The sequence below is a fragment of the Cellulomonas sp. APG4 genome (assembly GCF_009996735.1).
Classification (GTDB): Bacteria; Actinomycetota; Actinomycetes; order Actinomycetales; family Cellulomonadaceae; genus Actinotalea.
This window is the reverse complement of record NZ_JAACYI010000014.1, coordinates 18175-33743: the sequence shown is the minus strand read 5'-3', so window position 1 is coordinate 33743 and position 15569 is coordinate 18175. Positions and strand designations below refer to the sequence as shown.

13 protein-coding genes are annotated in these 15569 nt (G+C 74.5%); 8 read left to right on the top strand and 5 right to left on the bottom strand.

Features of this window, described 5'->3' with window-relative positions:
- Positions 1 to 19 precede the first annotated feature (19 nt).
- On the bottom strand, positions 20 to 577 hold the full coding sequence (locus GXB85_RS11325; RefSeq protein ID WP_161917767.1) for a cysteine hydrolase family protein: 558 nt from the start codon (positions 575 to 577) through the stop codon (positions 20 to 22).
- Between the two features lie 79 nt (positions 578 to 656).
- Between GXB85_RS11325 and GXB85_RS11320 the strand changes: the two genes are divergently transcribed.
- On the top strand, positions 657 to 1649 hold the full coding sequence (locus GXB85_RS11320; RefSeq protein WP_161917766.1) for a WYL domain-containing protein: 993 nt from the start codon (positions 657 to 659) through the stop codon (positions 1647 to 1649).
- Here GXB85_RS11320 and GXB85_RS11315 read toward each other — a convergent pair.
- Positions 1639 to 2343 (bottom strand): maleylpyruvate isomerase family mycothiol-dependent enzyme, encoded by a 705-nt coding sequence (locus GXB85_RS11315; RefSeq protein ID WP_161917765.1) that lies wholly within the window; start codon positions 2341 to 2343, stop codon positions 1639 to 1641. The two genes, GXB85_RS11320 and GXB85_RS11315, sit on opposite strands and share 11 nt — an antisense overlap.
- Before the next feature lie 227 nt (positions 2344 to 2570).
- On the opposite strand from GXB85_RS11315, the gene rlmC reads away from it, so the two are divergent.
- Positions 2571 to 3695, top strand: coding sequence for a 23S rRNA (uracil(747)-C(5))-methyltransferase RlmC (gene rlmC / locus GXB85_RS11310; protein ID WP_161917764.1), 1125 nt, complete (start codon positions 2571 to 2573; stop codon positions 3693 to 3695).
- 32 nt (positions 3696 to 3727) lie between these two features.
- Here the strand turns inward: rlmC and GXB85_RS11305 are convergent, their stop codons facing one another.
- Positions 3728 to 4375: a TetR/AcrR family transcriptional regulator gene (locus GXB85_RS11305; RefSeq protein WP_161917763.1), complete on the bottom strand. Its 648-nt coding sequence runs from the start codon at positions 4373 to 4375 to the stop codon at positions 3728 to 3730.
- 117 nt (positions 4376 to 4492) lie between these two features.
- Here GXB85_RS11305 and GXB85_RS11300 point away from each other — a divergent pair, with 117 nt between their 5' ends.
- The 4 genes from GXB85_RS11300 (at position 4493) to GXB85_RS11285 (ending at position 9282) form a co-directional block, all read left to right on the top strand.
- Positions 4493 to 6088 carry an MDR family MFS transporter gene (locus GXB85_RS11300; RefSeq protein ID WP_370524186.1) on the top strand — a complete coding sequence of 532 codons (1596 nt, stop codon included), beginning with the start codon at positions 4493 to 4495 and terminating at the stop codon, positions 6086 to 6088.
- A 34-nt stretch (positions 6089 to 6122) separates the two neighbouring features.
- Positions 6123 to 7358, top strand: a complete 1236-nt coding sequence (locus GXB85_RS11295) for an MFS transporter (RefSeq protein WP_161917762.1) — start codon at positions 6123 to 6125, stop codon at positions 7356 to 7358.
- A gap of 74 nt (positions 7359 to 7432) precedes the next feature.
- The gene (locus GXB85_RS11290) at positions 7433 to 8638 is read left to right on the top strand and encodes a histidine kinase (protein ID WP_161917761.1); all 1206 of its coding nucleotides are present in this window, start codon (positions 7433 to 7435) and stop codon (positions 8636 to 8638) included.
- Positions 8626 to 9282, top strand: coding sequence for a response regulator transcription factor (locus tag GXB85_RS11285; RefSeq protein WP_161917760.1), 657 nt, complete (start codon positions 8626 to 8628; stop codon positions 9280 to 9282). Before GXB85_RS11290 ends, GXB85_RS11285 begins: the two co-directional genes overlap by 13 nt.
- Positions 9283 to 9343: 61 nt before the next feature.
- On the opposite strand, the gene GXB85_RS11280 is transcribed toward GXB85_RS11285, so the two are convergent.
- Complete coding sequence (locus GXB85_RS11280; RefSeq protein WP_161917759.1) at positions 9344 to 9964, bottom strand: hypothetical protein; 621 nt, start codon at positions 9962 to 9964, stop codon at positions 9344 to 9346.
- A gap of 166 nt (positions 9965 to 10130) precedes the next feature.
- Here GXB85_RS11280 and GXB85_RS18670 point away from each other — a divergent pair, with 166 nt between their 5' ends.
- Complete coding sequence (locus tag GXB85_RS18670) at positions 10131 to 11849, top strand: HD domain-containing phosphohydrolase (RefSeq protein ID WP_161917758.1); 1719 nt, start codon at positions 10131 to 10133, stop codon at positions 11847 to 11849.
- A 10-nt stretch (positions 11850 to 11859) separates the two neighbouring features.
- Here GXB85_RS18670 and GXB85_RS11270 read toward each other — a convergent pair whose 3' ends face one another.
- Positions 11860 to 14955, bottom strand: coding sequence for an efflux RND transporter permease subunit (locus GXB85_RS11270; protein ID WP_161917757.1), 3096 nt, complete (start codon positions 14953 to 14955; stop codon positions 11860 to 11862).
- A gap of 103 nt (positions 14956 to 15058) precedes the next feature.
- Between GXB85_RS11270 and GXB85_RS11265 the strand changes: the two genes are divergently transcribed.
- Entirely contained in the window at positions 15059 to 15568 is a 510-nt protein-coding gene (locus GXB85_RS11265) for a MarR family transcriptional regulator (protein ID WP_161917756.1), read from the top strand.
- The last annotated feature ends 1 nt before the right edge of the window (position 15569 follow it).

Below are 15569 nucleotides of genomic sequence, written 5' to 3'. Positions count from 1 at the left end.
TCAGCCCAGCCGGCCCGTCTCACGCCGGTGCGAAGTCGACCTCCGCGGTGGTGACCGTGCCCGCCGTGCGGCCGGGTGCCTTCTGGAAGCCCCAGTAGAGGTTGGTGTGCGCCACGACGTCGGCCGGGCTCGGTGCGCCCCAGGCGGTGAGGTCCTCGGTGGTGTGGGCGTCGCTCACCAGCAGCGCGTCGTAGCCGCGCGTGAGCGCGCCGTGCAGGGTCGAGCGCACGCACATGTCCGTCTGCGCACCCGCGACCACCAGCCTCCCCACACCCAGGCCAGCGAGCACCTGCTCGAGCGTGGTGCCCTCGAACGAGTCGCCGTAGGCCTTCTCGACCAGCGGCTCGCCGTCGGCCGGGGCGAGCTCGGGCACGAGCTGCCAGCCCTCGCTCCCCCGCTCGAGGCCCTCGTCGGCATGCTGGACCCAGACCACCGGAACGGCCTGCGCCCGGGCGCGGTCGACGAGGCTCGCGACGTTAGCGACGACGGAGTCGCGCTCGTACGCGCCCGCGACGACGTCGTTCTGGACGTCGATCACGAGCAGGGCGGTGGCGGGGCGGTTCTCGAGCGTGGTCATCTGCGGCTCCCTCTCCGGCGGTTGCGCCCACGCTAGGGTCGGTTCCGGACGTTGTGCTTCCGGATCCCGAGAGGTGCGCGTGACTGTCGAGTCGAGCCCCACCGCACGCGCGTTGCGCGCGCTCGAGCTGCTCCACGGCAACCCAGGGATGACGGCGACCCGGCTGGGCGAACGGCTGGGCGTCACCGAGCGCGCGGCCCGGCGCTACGTGGGCGTGCTGCGCGAGGCCGGCATCCCGATCGAGTCGGTGCGCGGGCCCTACGGCGGCTACCGGGTGGGGCGGGGCCTTCGCCTGCCACCCGTCGTGTTCTCGGGCACCGAGGCCCTCGGCCTGGTGATGGCGGCCCTCGACGGGCACCACGACACGAACGACCCCGCGACCCCGGTGGGCAGCGGCCTCGCGAAGCTCGTACGCGCCCTCCCTCCGGCTGTCGCGGCGCAGGCCGAGCTGGTGCGGAGCACCGCGGCCGCAGCTCCCGATCGGGGCGCCGCCCGGCCGGACCCCGCGACCACTGCGGCGCTCGTCCAGGCGTGTGCCGACCGTCGTCAGGTGCGCGTGGCCTACCGACCCGAGCGTGGCGTGCCGCGAGACCTCGACGTCGACCCCTGGGCCGTCGTCGTGCGCCACGGCCGCTGGTACCTCGTGTGCCGCTCCCACCACGCCGACGCCGTGCGCACCTACCGCGTGGATCGCGTCGCGGGGTGCACCACGCTCGAGACGACGTTCGTCCCGCCGGACGGCCTGGACCCGGTCGCGGTGCTCGAGGAGCACCTGGCCGTGGGCTGGCCCCACGACGTCGACGTGCGGATCGACGCCCCCGCGGACGTCGTGCGCCCGTGGCTGCCGCGCGCCCTGGGGCGTGTCGAGCCCGACGGGCCGTCGCGCTGCAGGCTCGTGGCCACGACCAACAACCCCGAGTGGTACGCCCAGCAGCTCGCCGTCGTGCCCGCTGCGTTCCACGTGCAGGGCGGCCCCGAGCTCACGGCCGCGATCGCCGGCCTCGCGCAACGGCTGCTGGCCTCCGTCGGCCACACGGGCACGGACCAGGCCGCCAGTCCCCCTACGGCGTGATCCGCTGCCCGATCACCTGGGCGAGCACGTGCGCGTCCCCGGCGACCACCAGGGAGCCGTCACCGGTGGGGACGCGCTTCCAGAGCATCAGGGCCAGACGCTCGGCCGACGAGGTCACCGTGACGTCCGGCGACCGCCCGGTCTCCCCTGCCATGTCCCAGGTGAGATCCGCGTCGTCGGCGACCAGCCGGACGGTGACCTCGAGCGGTGGCATCCGCCCCATGCGCACCTGACGTGGCTGCATCACGGTGACCACCTCGTCCACGGTGTCCGCCCACACCGGCGCGGGCGCGGACGTCGGGAGCCCGCCCGCCGTGCGCACGTCCCACAGGTGCACGAGCGTCTCGTGGAGCTGGCGGCGCCGCCAGAACGACGCCGGCCCCGGCCCCAGCAAGGTCGAGCCGATCGCGTCAGGACCGAGCTCCACGAGCGCCGTCCGCAGCTCGTGCGCGTGCTCGGCGTAGAAGGGCGCGAGGTCGAAGGGCCCGCGGCCGAGCGGCACCTCGCGCGTGCGCCGCGCCTGCGCCGCAGCCCAGTGGTGGATGCGGCCCAGGTGCACGACGACGTCGCGCACGCGCCAGCGCCCGCACCAGGGCACGCGCGTGTCCGGGTCGACCTCGTCGATCGACGCGAGGAACGCGTCCTGCACCCGCACGAGCTCCGCGAGATGGTCGAGCCCACCGACGTCCTCCATGCCCAGATCCTGTCCGACCCCTCCGACACCCCACCACCCCCGCTCCCCGACCCCACCCACACTGTCGAGATCGTGACCTGTGCGCCGAGATGGGGGGCTACGGCCGACGATCTCGCCACCGGAGTCACGATCTCGGCGGGAGCCCGGGGGCCAGGGGGCGGGGGTGGAGGCCCGGGGGGTACCAGGGAGGTGGGGTGGGGAGGCTCGGGCGCGCCTAGGGTGGTGGGGTGCAGTGCGCCCTGTTCGACGCCGAGGTGTGCCGGTCGTGCACGTGGCTGTCGCGGCCGTACGGGGAGCAGCTCGCCGCCAAGGAGCAGCACGTCCGGACCGTGCTGGGCGACCCGCCCGGGCTGGCGTGGGCACCCGTGGTCGCGAGCGCCGAGCAGGGGTTCCGCAACAAGGCGAAGCTCGCCGTCGGAGGCACCGTCCAGCAGCCGACCCTGGGCATCCTCGATCCCGGCGGCGTCGGCGTCGACCTGCGCACCTGCCCGCTCTACCCCGCCACCCTCGCGAGGTCGTTCGACCCGCTCGCCGAGTTCGTGGGCCGGGCGAGCCTCACGCCCTACGACGTCCCGACGCGTCGCGGTGAGCTCAAGAACGTCGTCGTGAGCGTCTCGCCCGACGGCGAGCTCATGGTGCGGTTCGTGCTGCGTTCGCAGGAGTCGCTCGCGCGGATCCGCAAGCACCTGCCCTGGCTCCTCGGCGAGCTACCGACCACCCGCGTGGTGTCGGTCAACCTGCTGCCTGAGCACAAGGCGGTGCTCGAGGGCGAGCACGAGATCGTGCTGACCGAGCAGGCCGTGCTGCCCATGCGGCTCGACGTCCCGTTGCGCCTGCGGCCGCAGAGCTTCTTCCAGACGAACACGCAGGTGGCCGTCGAGCTCTACCGCCAGGCGCGCGCCTGGGCGGACGACGCGGCGCCGTCGTCGGTGTGGGACCTGTACTGCGGGGTGGGTGGCTTCGCCCTCCACCTCGCACGCACGGACCGCGAGGTCACGGGGGTCGAGCTGAGCGACGAGGCCGTCGCGGCCGCGCGCGAGTCCGCCGCGGAGGCGGCCGTCGACGCCACGTTCGTCGCCGCGGACGCCACGGCGCACGTGCTCGCGACGCCGCCCGGGGAGGCCCCCGACCTCGTGGTGGTCAACCCGCCCCGACGCGGGATCGGGACAGAGCTGGCGACCTGGCTCGAGGCCTCGCGCACACGGCACGTCCTCTACTCGAGCTGCAACCCCACCACGCTCGCGCGCGACCTCGCCGCGATGCCGTCGCTGCGACCCGTACGGGCACGCCTGCTCGACATGTTCCCCCACACGGCGCACAGCGAGCTGCTGACCCTCCTCGCGCGCGGCTGACGCGCACGACGTGCCCGACGGCGTCCTCGGGCTCAGCCCGGCGCGGGCAGGCCGGCCGCGATCGCGTCGAACGACTCGGCCAGGACCTCCGCGAGCTCCCTGCCAGGCCGGCCCGTGCCGACGTGCAGCAGCGAGGCACGCGCGGCGGCGACGGCGAGGTTGGCGGCGAGGCGCGGGTAGGGGTGCTCGGTCGGGTCCATGCCCAGGCGCTCGGCCACGGCCGCTGCGAGCCGGCGCTCGAGCTCGGCCGTCGCGCCGAGCATCGCGGCACGCAGGGACGGGTTCTGCTCGACCACGCGCATGCGCAGCCGCCACAGGTCACGGTCGACCACGACGTCGTCCGCGTAGGCCACGAAGACGGCGCGCAGGGAGTCCAGCACGGGCTCGTCGACCGGCCGGGCCGCGAGCCCGGCGAGCAGCCGCGGCAGCAGCTCGGGGTCGTTGCCGACGAGCGCGTCCTCCTTGCCCGTGAAGTAGTTGAAGAACGTGCGCGGGGAGACGCCGGCGGCGGCCGCGATCTCCTCGGTGGTGACGGCGTCGAGCCCACGCTCGGCGACCAGCTCGAGGCCCGCGAGCCGCAGGGCGCGCCGTGTCGCGCGCTTCTTGCGCTCGCGCAGACCCTCGTCCTTCGCGGCCGAGGCGGGTCCGGAGGGGGCGAGGGGCGCGGGGGCGGCGACCATGGGTACGAGGCTACACATCCTGCAACTGTGCAGTCTGTGCGAACTTGCAGCCTCTGCAAGTTCGACGTAGCGTCGACCGGCCGGGTGGGCCCGGCACATCACCGCGAGGAGACCCACGTGCCGCGACGCACCACCACCGCCGAGAACGCTCCTGCCCTGGGTACGCCGGCTCCCCCGAGGGCACGCCTGAGCCCCGAGTCCCGCCTCGTCTTCATCGGACTCATGCTCGGCATGCTCGTCGCCTCGATCAGCCAGACGATCGTCTCCCCCGCGCTCCCCGTGATCGTGGCCGAGCTCGGCGGCATGGCGCACTACAGCTGGCTCGCGACGGCGGCCATGCTCGCGGCCGCGGTGGTGGTGCCGGTGATCGGCAAGCTCTCCGACCTCTACGGCCGACGCACCTTCTACCTGGGCGGGCTCGTCGTCTTCATGCTGGGCGGGGTGCTCGCCGGGCTCGCGCAGGACTTCTGGTGGCTCGTGGGTGCCCGCGCGGTGCAGGGGCTCGGCATGGGCGCGCTCATGACGCTCTCCCAGACCATCATCGGCGACATCATCCCGCCGCGGCAGCGCGGCACCTACCAGGGCTACATGGGCGCCGTCTTCGGCCTCACCTCGGTGGCCGGACCGCTCGCGGGTGGCTGGATCACGGACACCGTCGGCTGGCGCTGGCTGTTCTTCGCGGCCCTGCCGATCGGCGTCGTGGCGCTCGTGTTCGTTGCGCGGTACCTGCACCTGCCGCACGCTCGGCGCGACGCCCGGATCGACGTCGCGGGCATCCTCACGCTCTCGGCCGCGCTCATCGCGATCCTGCTCGCGACGTCGTGGGGCGGCACCACCTACCCGTGGGCCTCACCCCAGATCCTCGGCCTGTTCCTCGCCGGGGCGGCGCTGCTCGCGATCTTCGTGCCGATCGAGCTGCGCGCGGACGAGCCCGTCATCCCGCTGCGCCTGTTCCGCAGCTCGGTGGTCACGTTCTCCAACCTCGCGGCCCTCGCCGTCGCGATGGCCATGTTCGGCGCGGTCTTCTACATCCCCGTGTACGCGCAGGGCGTGCTGGGCGTCGACGCGACCAGCTCGGGCGCGATCGTCATCCCCATGAGCGTGTCGATGATCGGCGTGGGCATCCTCGTCGGTCTGCTCATCACCCGCTGGGGCCACTACAAGCCGTTCATCGTGGGCGGCACGGTGATCATGACCGCGGGCTTCTGGCTGCTCACGCGCATGCACCACGGCTCGAGCGAGCTCCAGCTCACCCTCGCCATGGTGGTGATCGGCGTGGGGCTGGGCGGCGCGATGCAGACCTTCACGCTCGTGGTGCAGAACGCCGTGGACCGCCGCGACCTGGGCGTCGCGACCGCGACCCTGCAGTTCTTCCGCAACGCGGGTGCCACCGTGGGCATCGCGGTGCTCGGCACGATCATGACCTCGCGCCTGGTCACCACCATCCCCGCACACCTGCCGGCGGGCGCCGCGGCGCACCTGCCCGACGGCGGGCTCGACGCGGGCTCCGTGCTCGACGCGAGCACGCTCGCGACACTGCCCGACGCCGTCGCGACGGCCGTGCGTCAGGGCCTCGCGGACGCGCTGCACAGCGTGTTCCTGGCCTCGATCCCCATCGCGCTCGTCGCGGTCGTCGCCTCGTTGCTCGTGCGCAGCATCCCGCTGCGCACGACGCTCGAGCCGCACCGGCCCGCGCCGGCCGAGGACCGCTGACCCCCACGTCAGTGGGTGGTGCCATGCTCGACGCGTGGTCACCACCCCGCATCGGGTCGAGGGCACCTACCTGGTGCTCGTGGCCGGCAACACCCTCGCGGCGTCGCTCGTCTGGGGCGTCAACACGCTCTTCCTGCTCGACGCCGGTCTGAGCAACCTCGAGGCCTTCGCCGCGAACGCCTTCTTCACCGTGGGCATGGTGCTCTTCGAGATCCCCACGGGCGTGGTCGCCGATGCCTGGGGCCGGCGGCTGTCGTACGTGCTCGGCACCGTCGTGCTCGCGGCGACGACGCTCGCCTACTGGGCGCTCTGGCTCGGACGCGCCCCGTTCTGGCAGTGGGCCGTGGTCTCGGTGCTGCTGGGGCTCGGGTTCACGTTCTTCTCGGGCGCGCTCGAGGCCTGGCTCGTCGACGCGCTCACCGCGACGGGCTGGACCGGGGACCTCGAGCAGGTGTTCGGCCGCGCTCAGGTGGTCGGCGGGGTCGCGATGCTCGTCGGCGCGGTGGGCGGCGGCGTGCTCGCCCAGGTCACGGACCTCGGCGCGCCCTTCCTCGTGCGGGTCGCCGCCCTGACCGTGATGACCGCCGTCGCCCTCGCCGCGATGCGCGACCTGGGCTTCACACCGACGACGGCGCGCCCGGGCGAGGCCGTGCGCGGGGTGCTTCGGGCGTCCCTCCGGCACGGCCTGGGCCACCGGCCGGTGCGCTGGCTCATGCTCGCCGCGCCCTTCGTCTCGGGAGTGGGCTTCTACGCCTTCTACGCGATGCAGCCCTTCCTCCTCGAGCTGTACGGCGACACGGAGGCCTACTCGGTCGCCGGGCTGGCGGCCGCGGTGGTCGCGGGCTCCCAGGTCGCGGGTGGCGTCCTCGCCCCGCGCCTGCGTCGCGCGTTCCGCAGACGCACGACGGCGATCATCCTGGCGACCGCGGTCTCGGCGCTCACGCTCGCGGTCCTCGCGACCCTCACCACGGTCTGGGTCGCCGTCGGCGTCCTCGTGCTGTGGGGCCTGCTCGACGCCGCGGCCACCCCGGTGCGGCAGGCCTACCTCAACGACCTGATCCCCTCGAGCGAGCGGGCCACGGTGCTCTCGTTCGACTCGCTCATGGGCAGCAGCGGCGGCGTGGTGGTCCAGCCCGCGCTCGGACGTGTCGCCGACCTGGGCGGCTACGGCGCCTCGTACCTGGTGGGCGCGGGCGTCCAGCTGCTCGCCGTGCCGTTCCTGTGGCTCAGCCGACGCGAGGCCCACACCGCCGACGTCCGCACGTCGTGAGGGGTGCCAGCACCACCGTCCCCCGGGTGCGGACACCCTCGCCACCCGGGACGACGCCTCGCGATACTCGACCGGTGGGACGAGCGACCCGGCGGTGGATGCGCGACGTGCAGCACCTGCTCGTCGGGGTGCTCGCCGACGTCGCAGGGCTCCTCGTGCTCGCCCTCCTGGTGGTCGCGGCGGTCCTGGCGGTGGCACCGTCAGGGCGGCGGGTGCTCGTCCGGGCGATCGGGCTGCAACGTCGCCTCGCCGACCACCAACGGCTCCGGACGCAGCCACCCGTGTCGAGCCCCTACCTCCCTTCGCGTGGCGACGCGGACGTGCGCACCCTCCTCCGTGACCAGGCGACATGGCGGGATCTCGTGTGGCTCGTCCTGCCGACGCAGACGTGGCTCGCGCTGCTGACCGTGCTGCTCACCCTCACCGCCCTGCAGGGCCTCCTGCTGCCCGTGATCCACCTGATCGCCCCGGACTCCGGTGTGGTCTACAACGGCGTCCCCGTCACGGGCCTTGGCGTGTCGTTGCTCGGCGTGCCGATCGGCGTGGGCGTGGGCGTGCTCGCGGCCCTGGCACCGCAGGCGTTCCTCGACGTCGAGGCACGCTTCACGCAGGCGTTGCTCGGCCCGACGACTGCGCGCAGGCTCGCGGGCGAGGTCGCGCGTCTCGCCGAGACCCGCAGCGAGGCCGTGGACTCCTCGGCCGCCGAGCTGCGGCGGATCGAGCGCGACCTGCACGACGGCGCCCAGGCGCGGCTCGTCGCGGTCACCCTGCACCTGGGCATGGCCGAGGAGCTGCTCGACACCGACCCCGCCGCTGCGCGCGGCCTCGTGCGGGAGGCCCGCTCTGCGGCGCACGACGCGATCGCGGACCTGCGCGCGCTGGTGCGCGGCATCCACCCGCCGCTGCTGGCCGACCGTGGGGTGGGCGACGCCCTCGAGGCCCTGGCTCTCGCGAGCCCCGTGCCGGTCGAGCTCGACGTGAGGCTCGGACGACGCCTGCCCGCCCCGGTCGAGTCCGCCGCCTACTTCACCGCCGCCGAGCTGCTGACCAACGCCGTCAAGCACGCGGGCGCCGCGCGCATCGTCGCGAGCCTGCACGACACGGGCGACGCCCTCGTGCTGCGCGTGCACGACGACGGGCGCGGCGGAGCGGACCCGGCGCTCGGCACCGGGCTGCGCGGGATCGCGCGCCGGATCGAGGCGTTCGACGGCGCGCTCGAGCTCACGAGCCCCGCCGGGGGGCCGACGACCGTCGAGGCGGTGCTGCCGTGCGCGTCCTGATCGCCGAGGACCTCGCCCTGCTCCGCGACGGGCTGGTCCGCATGCTCGAGGCTCACGGCATGGAGGTGGTCGCCGCGCTCGAGGAGGGCACGGCCCTGGCCGACCGGCTCGTCGAGCTGCGGCCCGACGTCGCGGTGGTGGACGTGCGGCTGCCACCGGGGTTCACCGACGAGGGCCTGCGAGCCGCCGTCCTCGCGCGCCGCGAGGTGCCCGGCCTGCCGGTGCTGATCCTGTCGCAGTACGTCGAGCAGGTGTACGCGTCCGAGCTGCTGTCCGACCGCACGGGCGGGGTCGGCTACCTGCTCAAGGACCGGGTGGGCGACGTGCGCGACTTCGTGGAGGCCGTGCGCCGCGTCGCAGCGGGAGGCACCGTGATGGACCCCGAGGTGATCGCGCAGATCCTCGGGGGCGGCCGCCAGCACGACAGGCTGTCCCCGCTCACACCACGCGAGCGCGAGGTGCTCGCGGTCATGGCCGAGGGACGCTCCAACGCCGCGATCGCCGAGCGACTGGTCGTCACCGAGAAGGCCGTGAGCAAGCACATCAACAACATCCTGGCCAAGCTCGACCTGCCGCCGTCGGACGACGACCACCGCCGCGTGCTCGCGGTGCTCACCTACCTCGACGAGGGTGCGCGCCCCTGAGGAGGACCCGGACCCGCGGCGAGGGGGGCGCCGCGGGTCCGGGAGATGGGTCGGCCCGGGGTCAGGCGCCGGTGCCCGACCAGTCGGCCGGGCCGTGCGGACCGTGCCCCCGCTCACCGGTCGACCGCCCGAGCGGGCCGCGGCCCAGCGCCCCGCCCTCCTCGACGCGCTCGGCGATGCGGTCCTCGAGGTCGGCGGCGCGCTCGTCCGCCTCGGCCTGCGTGAGGCGTCCGTCGGTCACGGCGTCGTCCAGGCGCTCGCGGGCCGCCGCGACGAGGGCGTCCACCAGCGCGTCGACCTCGACACCCTCGTCGCGCGCCACGTCCGCGAGCGTGTCGCCGTCGTGCAGGCGCGTCAGCAGCTCCTCGGTGGTCAGGCCGAGCACCTCCGCCGCCGCGTCCACGCCCACCGCGTCGCCACGCATGTGCCCTCCGGCACGGGGACCCAGCGCGTCGGAGCCGGCGAGCGTCTGCGCCACCGCCTCCGCCTGGTCCGTCTCGATCGTCCCGTCCTCGACCAGCTCGTCGAGAGCCTCGACGATGCGCTGCTCGCGGAGCGCGAGCCGCTCGTCGTCCTCCTCCGCGGCGACCGCAGGAGCCACCGCCCCGGCAGCGACGGCCACCCCGACGGCGCCCGCGACCCCGGCCGCACCCAGCACCCACCTGCGCCTCGACGTGCTCATGATGCGCCTCCTCGTCGCCGCGCCTCCGGCGGCTCCGCCTCCAGGGTGCACCTCGAACCTGTGTGCAGGCTGGGAACTCGATCGGGGCGCCGACGGACGGAGGATCACCCGAACGTGCGACCGCCCGGCTTTACAGGGATGGTCCCGACGTGCCGATAGTCAGGACATGGCGTCGGGTCCCACACAGAACTACGACGACGCCACCCTCGGCACCTGGCAGCCCCGCCCGCTCCTCGCCGGGACCGTGCGCGTGCTCGCGCCGCTGCTGCCCGCGCTCCTCGCGCTCGCCGTCGGGCTCGCCACGGCACGCTGGCTCCCGCCCGAGCGCCTCGGGATGCACCCGTGGCTGTGGCTGCTCGCGCAGGTCGCGCTGTCGACGGCGCTCGTGCTGCTCGCGACGCGCTGGACCCGCAGGCTGCTCCCGCTCAGCACGCTCCTGCGGATGACCCTCGTCTTTCCCGACCGTGCGCCCTCCCGCTTCGCGGTGGCGCGACGCACGTGGTCCCCCGAGGTGCTCGAGACCTGGCTCGAACGCACCCGGTCCGCGCGGCAGCCCGGCGAGGCCCCTGACCCGGCAGCGCTCGTGCTCGAGCTGGTCGCCGCGCTCGGCGCGCACGACGAGGTGACGTTCAAGCACAGCGAGCGCGTGCAGGCCTACGCCGCGCTCGTCGCGACCGAGATGGGCCTCTCGCGCGAGGACGCGGCCAAGCTCGGCTGGGCCGCGTTGCTGCACGACGTCGGCAAGCTGCACGTGCCGGCCGACGTGCTGACGAGCACCAGCCGGCCGAGCCCCGGCGAGTGGGCGGTGCTCACGACCCACCCGCACGAGGGGATGGAGCTCGCGCGTCCGCTCGCCGAGTGGCTCGGGCCGTGGCTCGACGCGATCGGTCAGCACCACGAGCGCTGGGACGGCGGGGGCTACCCCGCGGGCCTCGCGGGGACGTCGATCTCGCTCGGTGCCCGCGTGGTCGCCGTCGCGGACGCGTACGACGTGATCACCTCCGCACGGTCCTACAAGGAGCCCCTCTCGGCCGCGGCGGCACGCGAGGAGCTCGCGCGCTGCGCGGGGACGCAGTTCGACCCCGACGTCGTCCACGCGTTCCTGCGCGTGGGTCTGGGTCGCCTGCGGATCGTGGCCGGACCGCTCTCGGTGCTCTCGGGGCTGCCGGGCCTGCGCCACGTCCCGACGCCGGACCTCGGCTCCGCGGCGACCACCGTCGCCTCGGCCCTCCCGGTCTCGAGCGCCGCCGCGACGTCGGCCGCCGTGGGCGCGACCCTCGCGGTGACCGGCGCGATCGCCCCGCTCCCCGCAGCCGCCGAGGTGGCGCAGGACACGGTGGTCGAGCAGGTGGACCGAACCGTGACCGACACCGCCGACGACGCCCCGGCGGGTGTGCCGTGGTCGCCGACCACGTGGCCGCCCACCGCACCGCCGAGGAGCCTGCCGACCCCGACCGTCCTGCCCACACCGACGGCCCCGGCCGGCGCCGAGCGCATCCCGGGTCCGCCGGAGCTGCCGGCCGCGGCCGACCGCGGGGCAGGCCCACCCGACGACCTGCCGGACCCCGCGACGTCGGGGTCGTCCGGCAAGCCCGCCGGCACCCCCGGGACCCCCGGCAAACCCGCCGGCACCCCCGGCACGCCCGCCGGGACCCCCGGCACGCCCGCTGGCACGCCGGGCAAGCCCGCCGGAACCCCCGGCAAGCCGGCGGACGCACCGAGCAGCCCTGCCGACGACGGCCCGCCCGCGACTCCGCCGGGCAAGCCCGCGGGAGGGAACGGACGTCCGACCCCGCCGTCGGGCCCGGGCAAGCCCGAGGCACCGGAACCGAAGGACGGTGGGCCGCCCGCGCCTGCCCCCGGGAAGGGCCGCGGACGCGGCTGACCCGCACCGCTCAGGCGCGTAGGCCCTCGGCCGCGAGCCTGCGCCGCTCACCCCGACGCGCCTGGAGCGTGTAGAGCACGGGCACCACGACGAGCGTGAGCAGCGTGGAGGTGAGCAGGCCGCCGATCACCACGAGGGCGAGCGGCCGCGAGATGAAGGCGCCACCGCCGGTGAGTCCCAGCGCCATCGGCACCAGCGCGAAGATCGTCGCGGCCGCGGTCATGACGATGGGGCGCAGGCGCTTGCGGGCCCCCTCGCGCACGGCGTCGTCCAGGCCGCGCCCGCGCTCGCGGTACTGGTTGATCAGGTCGATGAGCACGATCGCGTTCGAGACCACCACACCCACGAGCATGAGCAGACCGATGAGCGCGGGGACGCCCAGGGGCGTGCCCGTGACCAGCAGCGCGAGCAGCGCGCCCGTGGCCGCGAAGGGGACCGAGACCAGCAGGATCAGCGGCTGGACGAGGCTGTTGAACGTCGCGACCATCACGATGTAGACGATCGCGACCGCGAGCAGCAGGGCCAGACCGAGGTCGGCGAACGCCTCCTCCTGGTCGGCCGCGACACCGCCCAGCGTCACGTCGGTACCCGCCGGGAGGTCGAGCTCGGCGACCACCTGCTCGAGCTCGGCCGAGAGCGAGCCGATGTCCTGGCCCTCGGGCGTCACGGCGATGGTGGCGCTGCGCGCCCCGTCGAGCCGCGTGATCGCCGAGGGCACCTGCACCACCTCGACGCTCGCGAGCGCCGAGACCGGCACGGGTCCCTGGGCCGTCAGCAGGGGCGCGGCCCGCAGCTCGTCGACGGTGAGCGGCGCGTCGCCGAGCGTCGCCCGCACGTCGACGGGCCCGTCGCCCAGGTCGACCGTGCCCACGGGCACGGGCTGCATGAGGCCCGCGACCGCCTGGGCCACCTGGTTCTCCGTGAGGCCCGCGCGCGCCGCGGCGTCCCGGTCGACCGTGACGTCGACGATCTCCTGGTCGCTCGCGAGGTTGTTGACCGCCGACAGAACGCCGTCCACCTCGGCCGCGGCGTCGGCCACGAGTCCTGCGGCCTCCCCCAGCACGTCGACCTCGGGCGCGGTGACGACGAGGTCGATCGTCGAGCTGCCGAACGCGGCATCCCCACCTGAGACGGTCAGGGCCGTGGTGCGGTCGCCGCCCAGGTCCGCGACCGTGCGTCGCACGGTGTCCTGCGCGGCGACGCCGTCGACGTCGGGGTCGAGCGTCACCGCGAACGAGGCCTGCTCTCCCCCACCGGTGAAGGCCGCCGTCGTCGGGTCCGAGCCCACGGTGGTCTGCACGGTGGCGACCTCGGGCAGCTCGCGCAGCGCGTCCTCGACCTCGCGCGCGGCGGCGTCCTGGGCCTCGAGCGACGTGCCGGGGGCGAAGTCCTGCGTGACCGTGACGGTGTCCTGACCCGAGTCGCCCAGCAGGTTGGTCTCGAGCTGCGGCACCAGCGCGAGCGTCCCGCCGAGCACCGCGACGGCCGTGGTCAGCGTGACCCACGGGTGCCGCAGCGCGGCCGCGAGCGTCGGCACGTACGCGCGCTGCCACACCCCGCGACGCTCACGCTCCTCGGCAGCGTCGCGCACCGCGGCGAGGTCGCCGTCGGCCGCTCGCGGCGCGCGCACGAACCAGTACGCGAGCACCGGCACGATGGTCAGGGCCACGAACAGGGAGGCTCCCATCGCGATCGCGACGGTCATCGCGAACGGGCGGAAGAGCTCGCCCACGATCCCGCCGACGAGGCCGATCGGCACGAACACCGCGACCGTCGCGACGGTCGAGGAGGTGATCGCGCCGCCCACCTCACGCACCGCGGTGAGGATCGCGTCGCGCTTGGACTCGCCGTAGGACAGGTGCCGCTTGATGTTCTCGATCACCACGATCGAGTCGTCGACCACGCGGCCGATCGAGATGGTCAGCGCCGCGAGGGTGAGGAGGTTGAGCGTGTAGCCCGTCACGCGCATCACCGTGAAGGCGACCAGCAGCGACAGCGGGATCGAGACCGCGGAGACGAGGGTCGAGCGCAGCGAGGCGAGGAAGAGCAGGATCACGACGACGGCGAACACGAGGCCCAGCGCGCCCTCGGTCGCGAGCCCCTCGATCGACTCCTCGATGAAGGGCGCCTGGTCGAAGACGACGCTCACGCGCACGTCCTGGGCAGCGAGGGCGTCCTCGACGTCCGCGATCGCCTCCTGTACCGCGTGCGACACGTCGACCGTGTTGCCGGCAGGGGTCTTGGTCAGGGCGACCGCGAGCGCGGGCTCGCCGTCGAGCCGCGAGAGCGAAGTGGCTGCGGCCTGCGTGTCGACCACCTCGGCGACGTCGGACAGCACGACCCCGCCGGCGGGGGCCGTGCCGTCCGGCGGGATCAGCGGAAGGGCGGCGAGCTCGTCGACCGAGGTGACGGGCGTGCCCACCTGGACGGAGTACGTCTGGGCGCCCTCGGTGATCGTGCCCGCGGGCAGGGTGAGGCCGTGCGCGTCGAGCACGCCGAGCACGACGTCGGGCGTGAGGCCGAGCGCGGCCAGGCGGGCGAGATCGACGTCGAGCACGATCTCCTGCTCCGCCACGCCCGTGAGGGCGACGGTGCGCACGTCGGGCACGTCCTCGAGCGCGGGCACCAGCACGTCCTCGACGGTCGCGGTCAGCGCGGCGTCGTCGGAGCCGCCCGCGACCGCGAGCTGGACCACCGGAAGGTCGTCGACGGATCCCGTGAGCACCTGCGGCTCGACGTCGGCGGGGAGCCCGGTGCCGGCACGGTTCACCGCAGTGGTCAGCTGCTGCGCGGCGAGGTCCATGTCCGTGCCGTACTCGAAGGTCGCCGTCGTGACCGAGAGGCTCGTGGACGACGTCGAGGTGATCTCCTCGACGCCGCGCACGGCGCGCGCCGCGGTCTCGACGGGCTCGGTGACCTGCGCCTCGACGACGTCGGGCGACGACCCGGGGTACACGCCGAGCACGAAGGCTGCGGGCAGCTGGACGGACGGGATGAGCTCCTGCTTGAGCGCCCCGAGGCTCACGACGCCCAGGGCGGTCACGGCGAGGGTCAGCAGCGCGGTCACGGCACGCATGCCGAGCGAGAGCCTGGCGAGTCGGTGCACGACGTCCTCCGGAGGAGCAGCAGCAGGGGCAGCGACATCGCCGTCGCGGGGCGTCCAGGCTACATGCTTAGCCTCAGGCTCAGGAGTTCGCTACCCTCGCGGCGTGCCCACCCCCGACCCGCGGCGCGCCGCTCTCGTCGCGGAGTTCCTGCGCACGCACGACGAGCTGAGCGACCTGCTGGTCGCGTACTCGATGGACCACCTCGCCCACAGCCGGCTGACCGCGCAGCAGCTGCGCGTGCTCGCGCTGCTGCACCTGCGCGGACCGCACACGCCGTCCGAGCTCGCGAGCGTGCTCGGCGTCTCCGGCCCCACCGTCTCGGGTCTCGTCGACCGCCTCGAGGCGGCCGGGATGGTCATGCGTCGCAGCGACCCCGACGACGGCCGGGTGCGTCGCGTGGTCGCGACCGACGCTGCGGTGGACGCGCTGCGCGACCTCGTCGCGACCCGCCCACCGGCGGAGGCCGAGGTGCTCGACGCGCTCGACGACGCCGACCTCGAGCACCTCGCGCTCGGCGCGGCCGCCCTCCTGCGCGTCATGCGCGCCCGCGCAGGCTCCGGGGCCGCCGACCGGCACGCGGACGGTTCCGACCAGGGGTCCGCACGGGCATAAG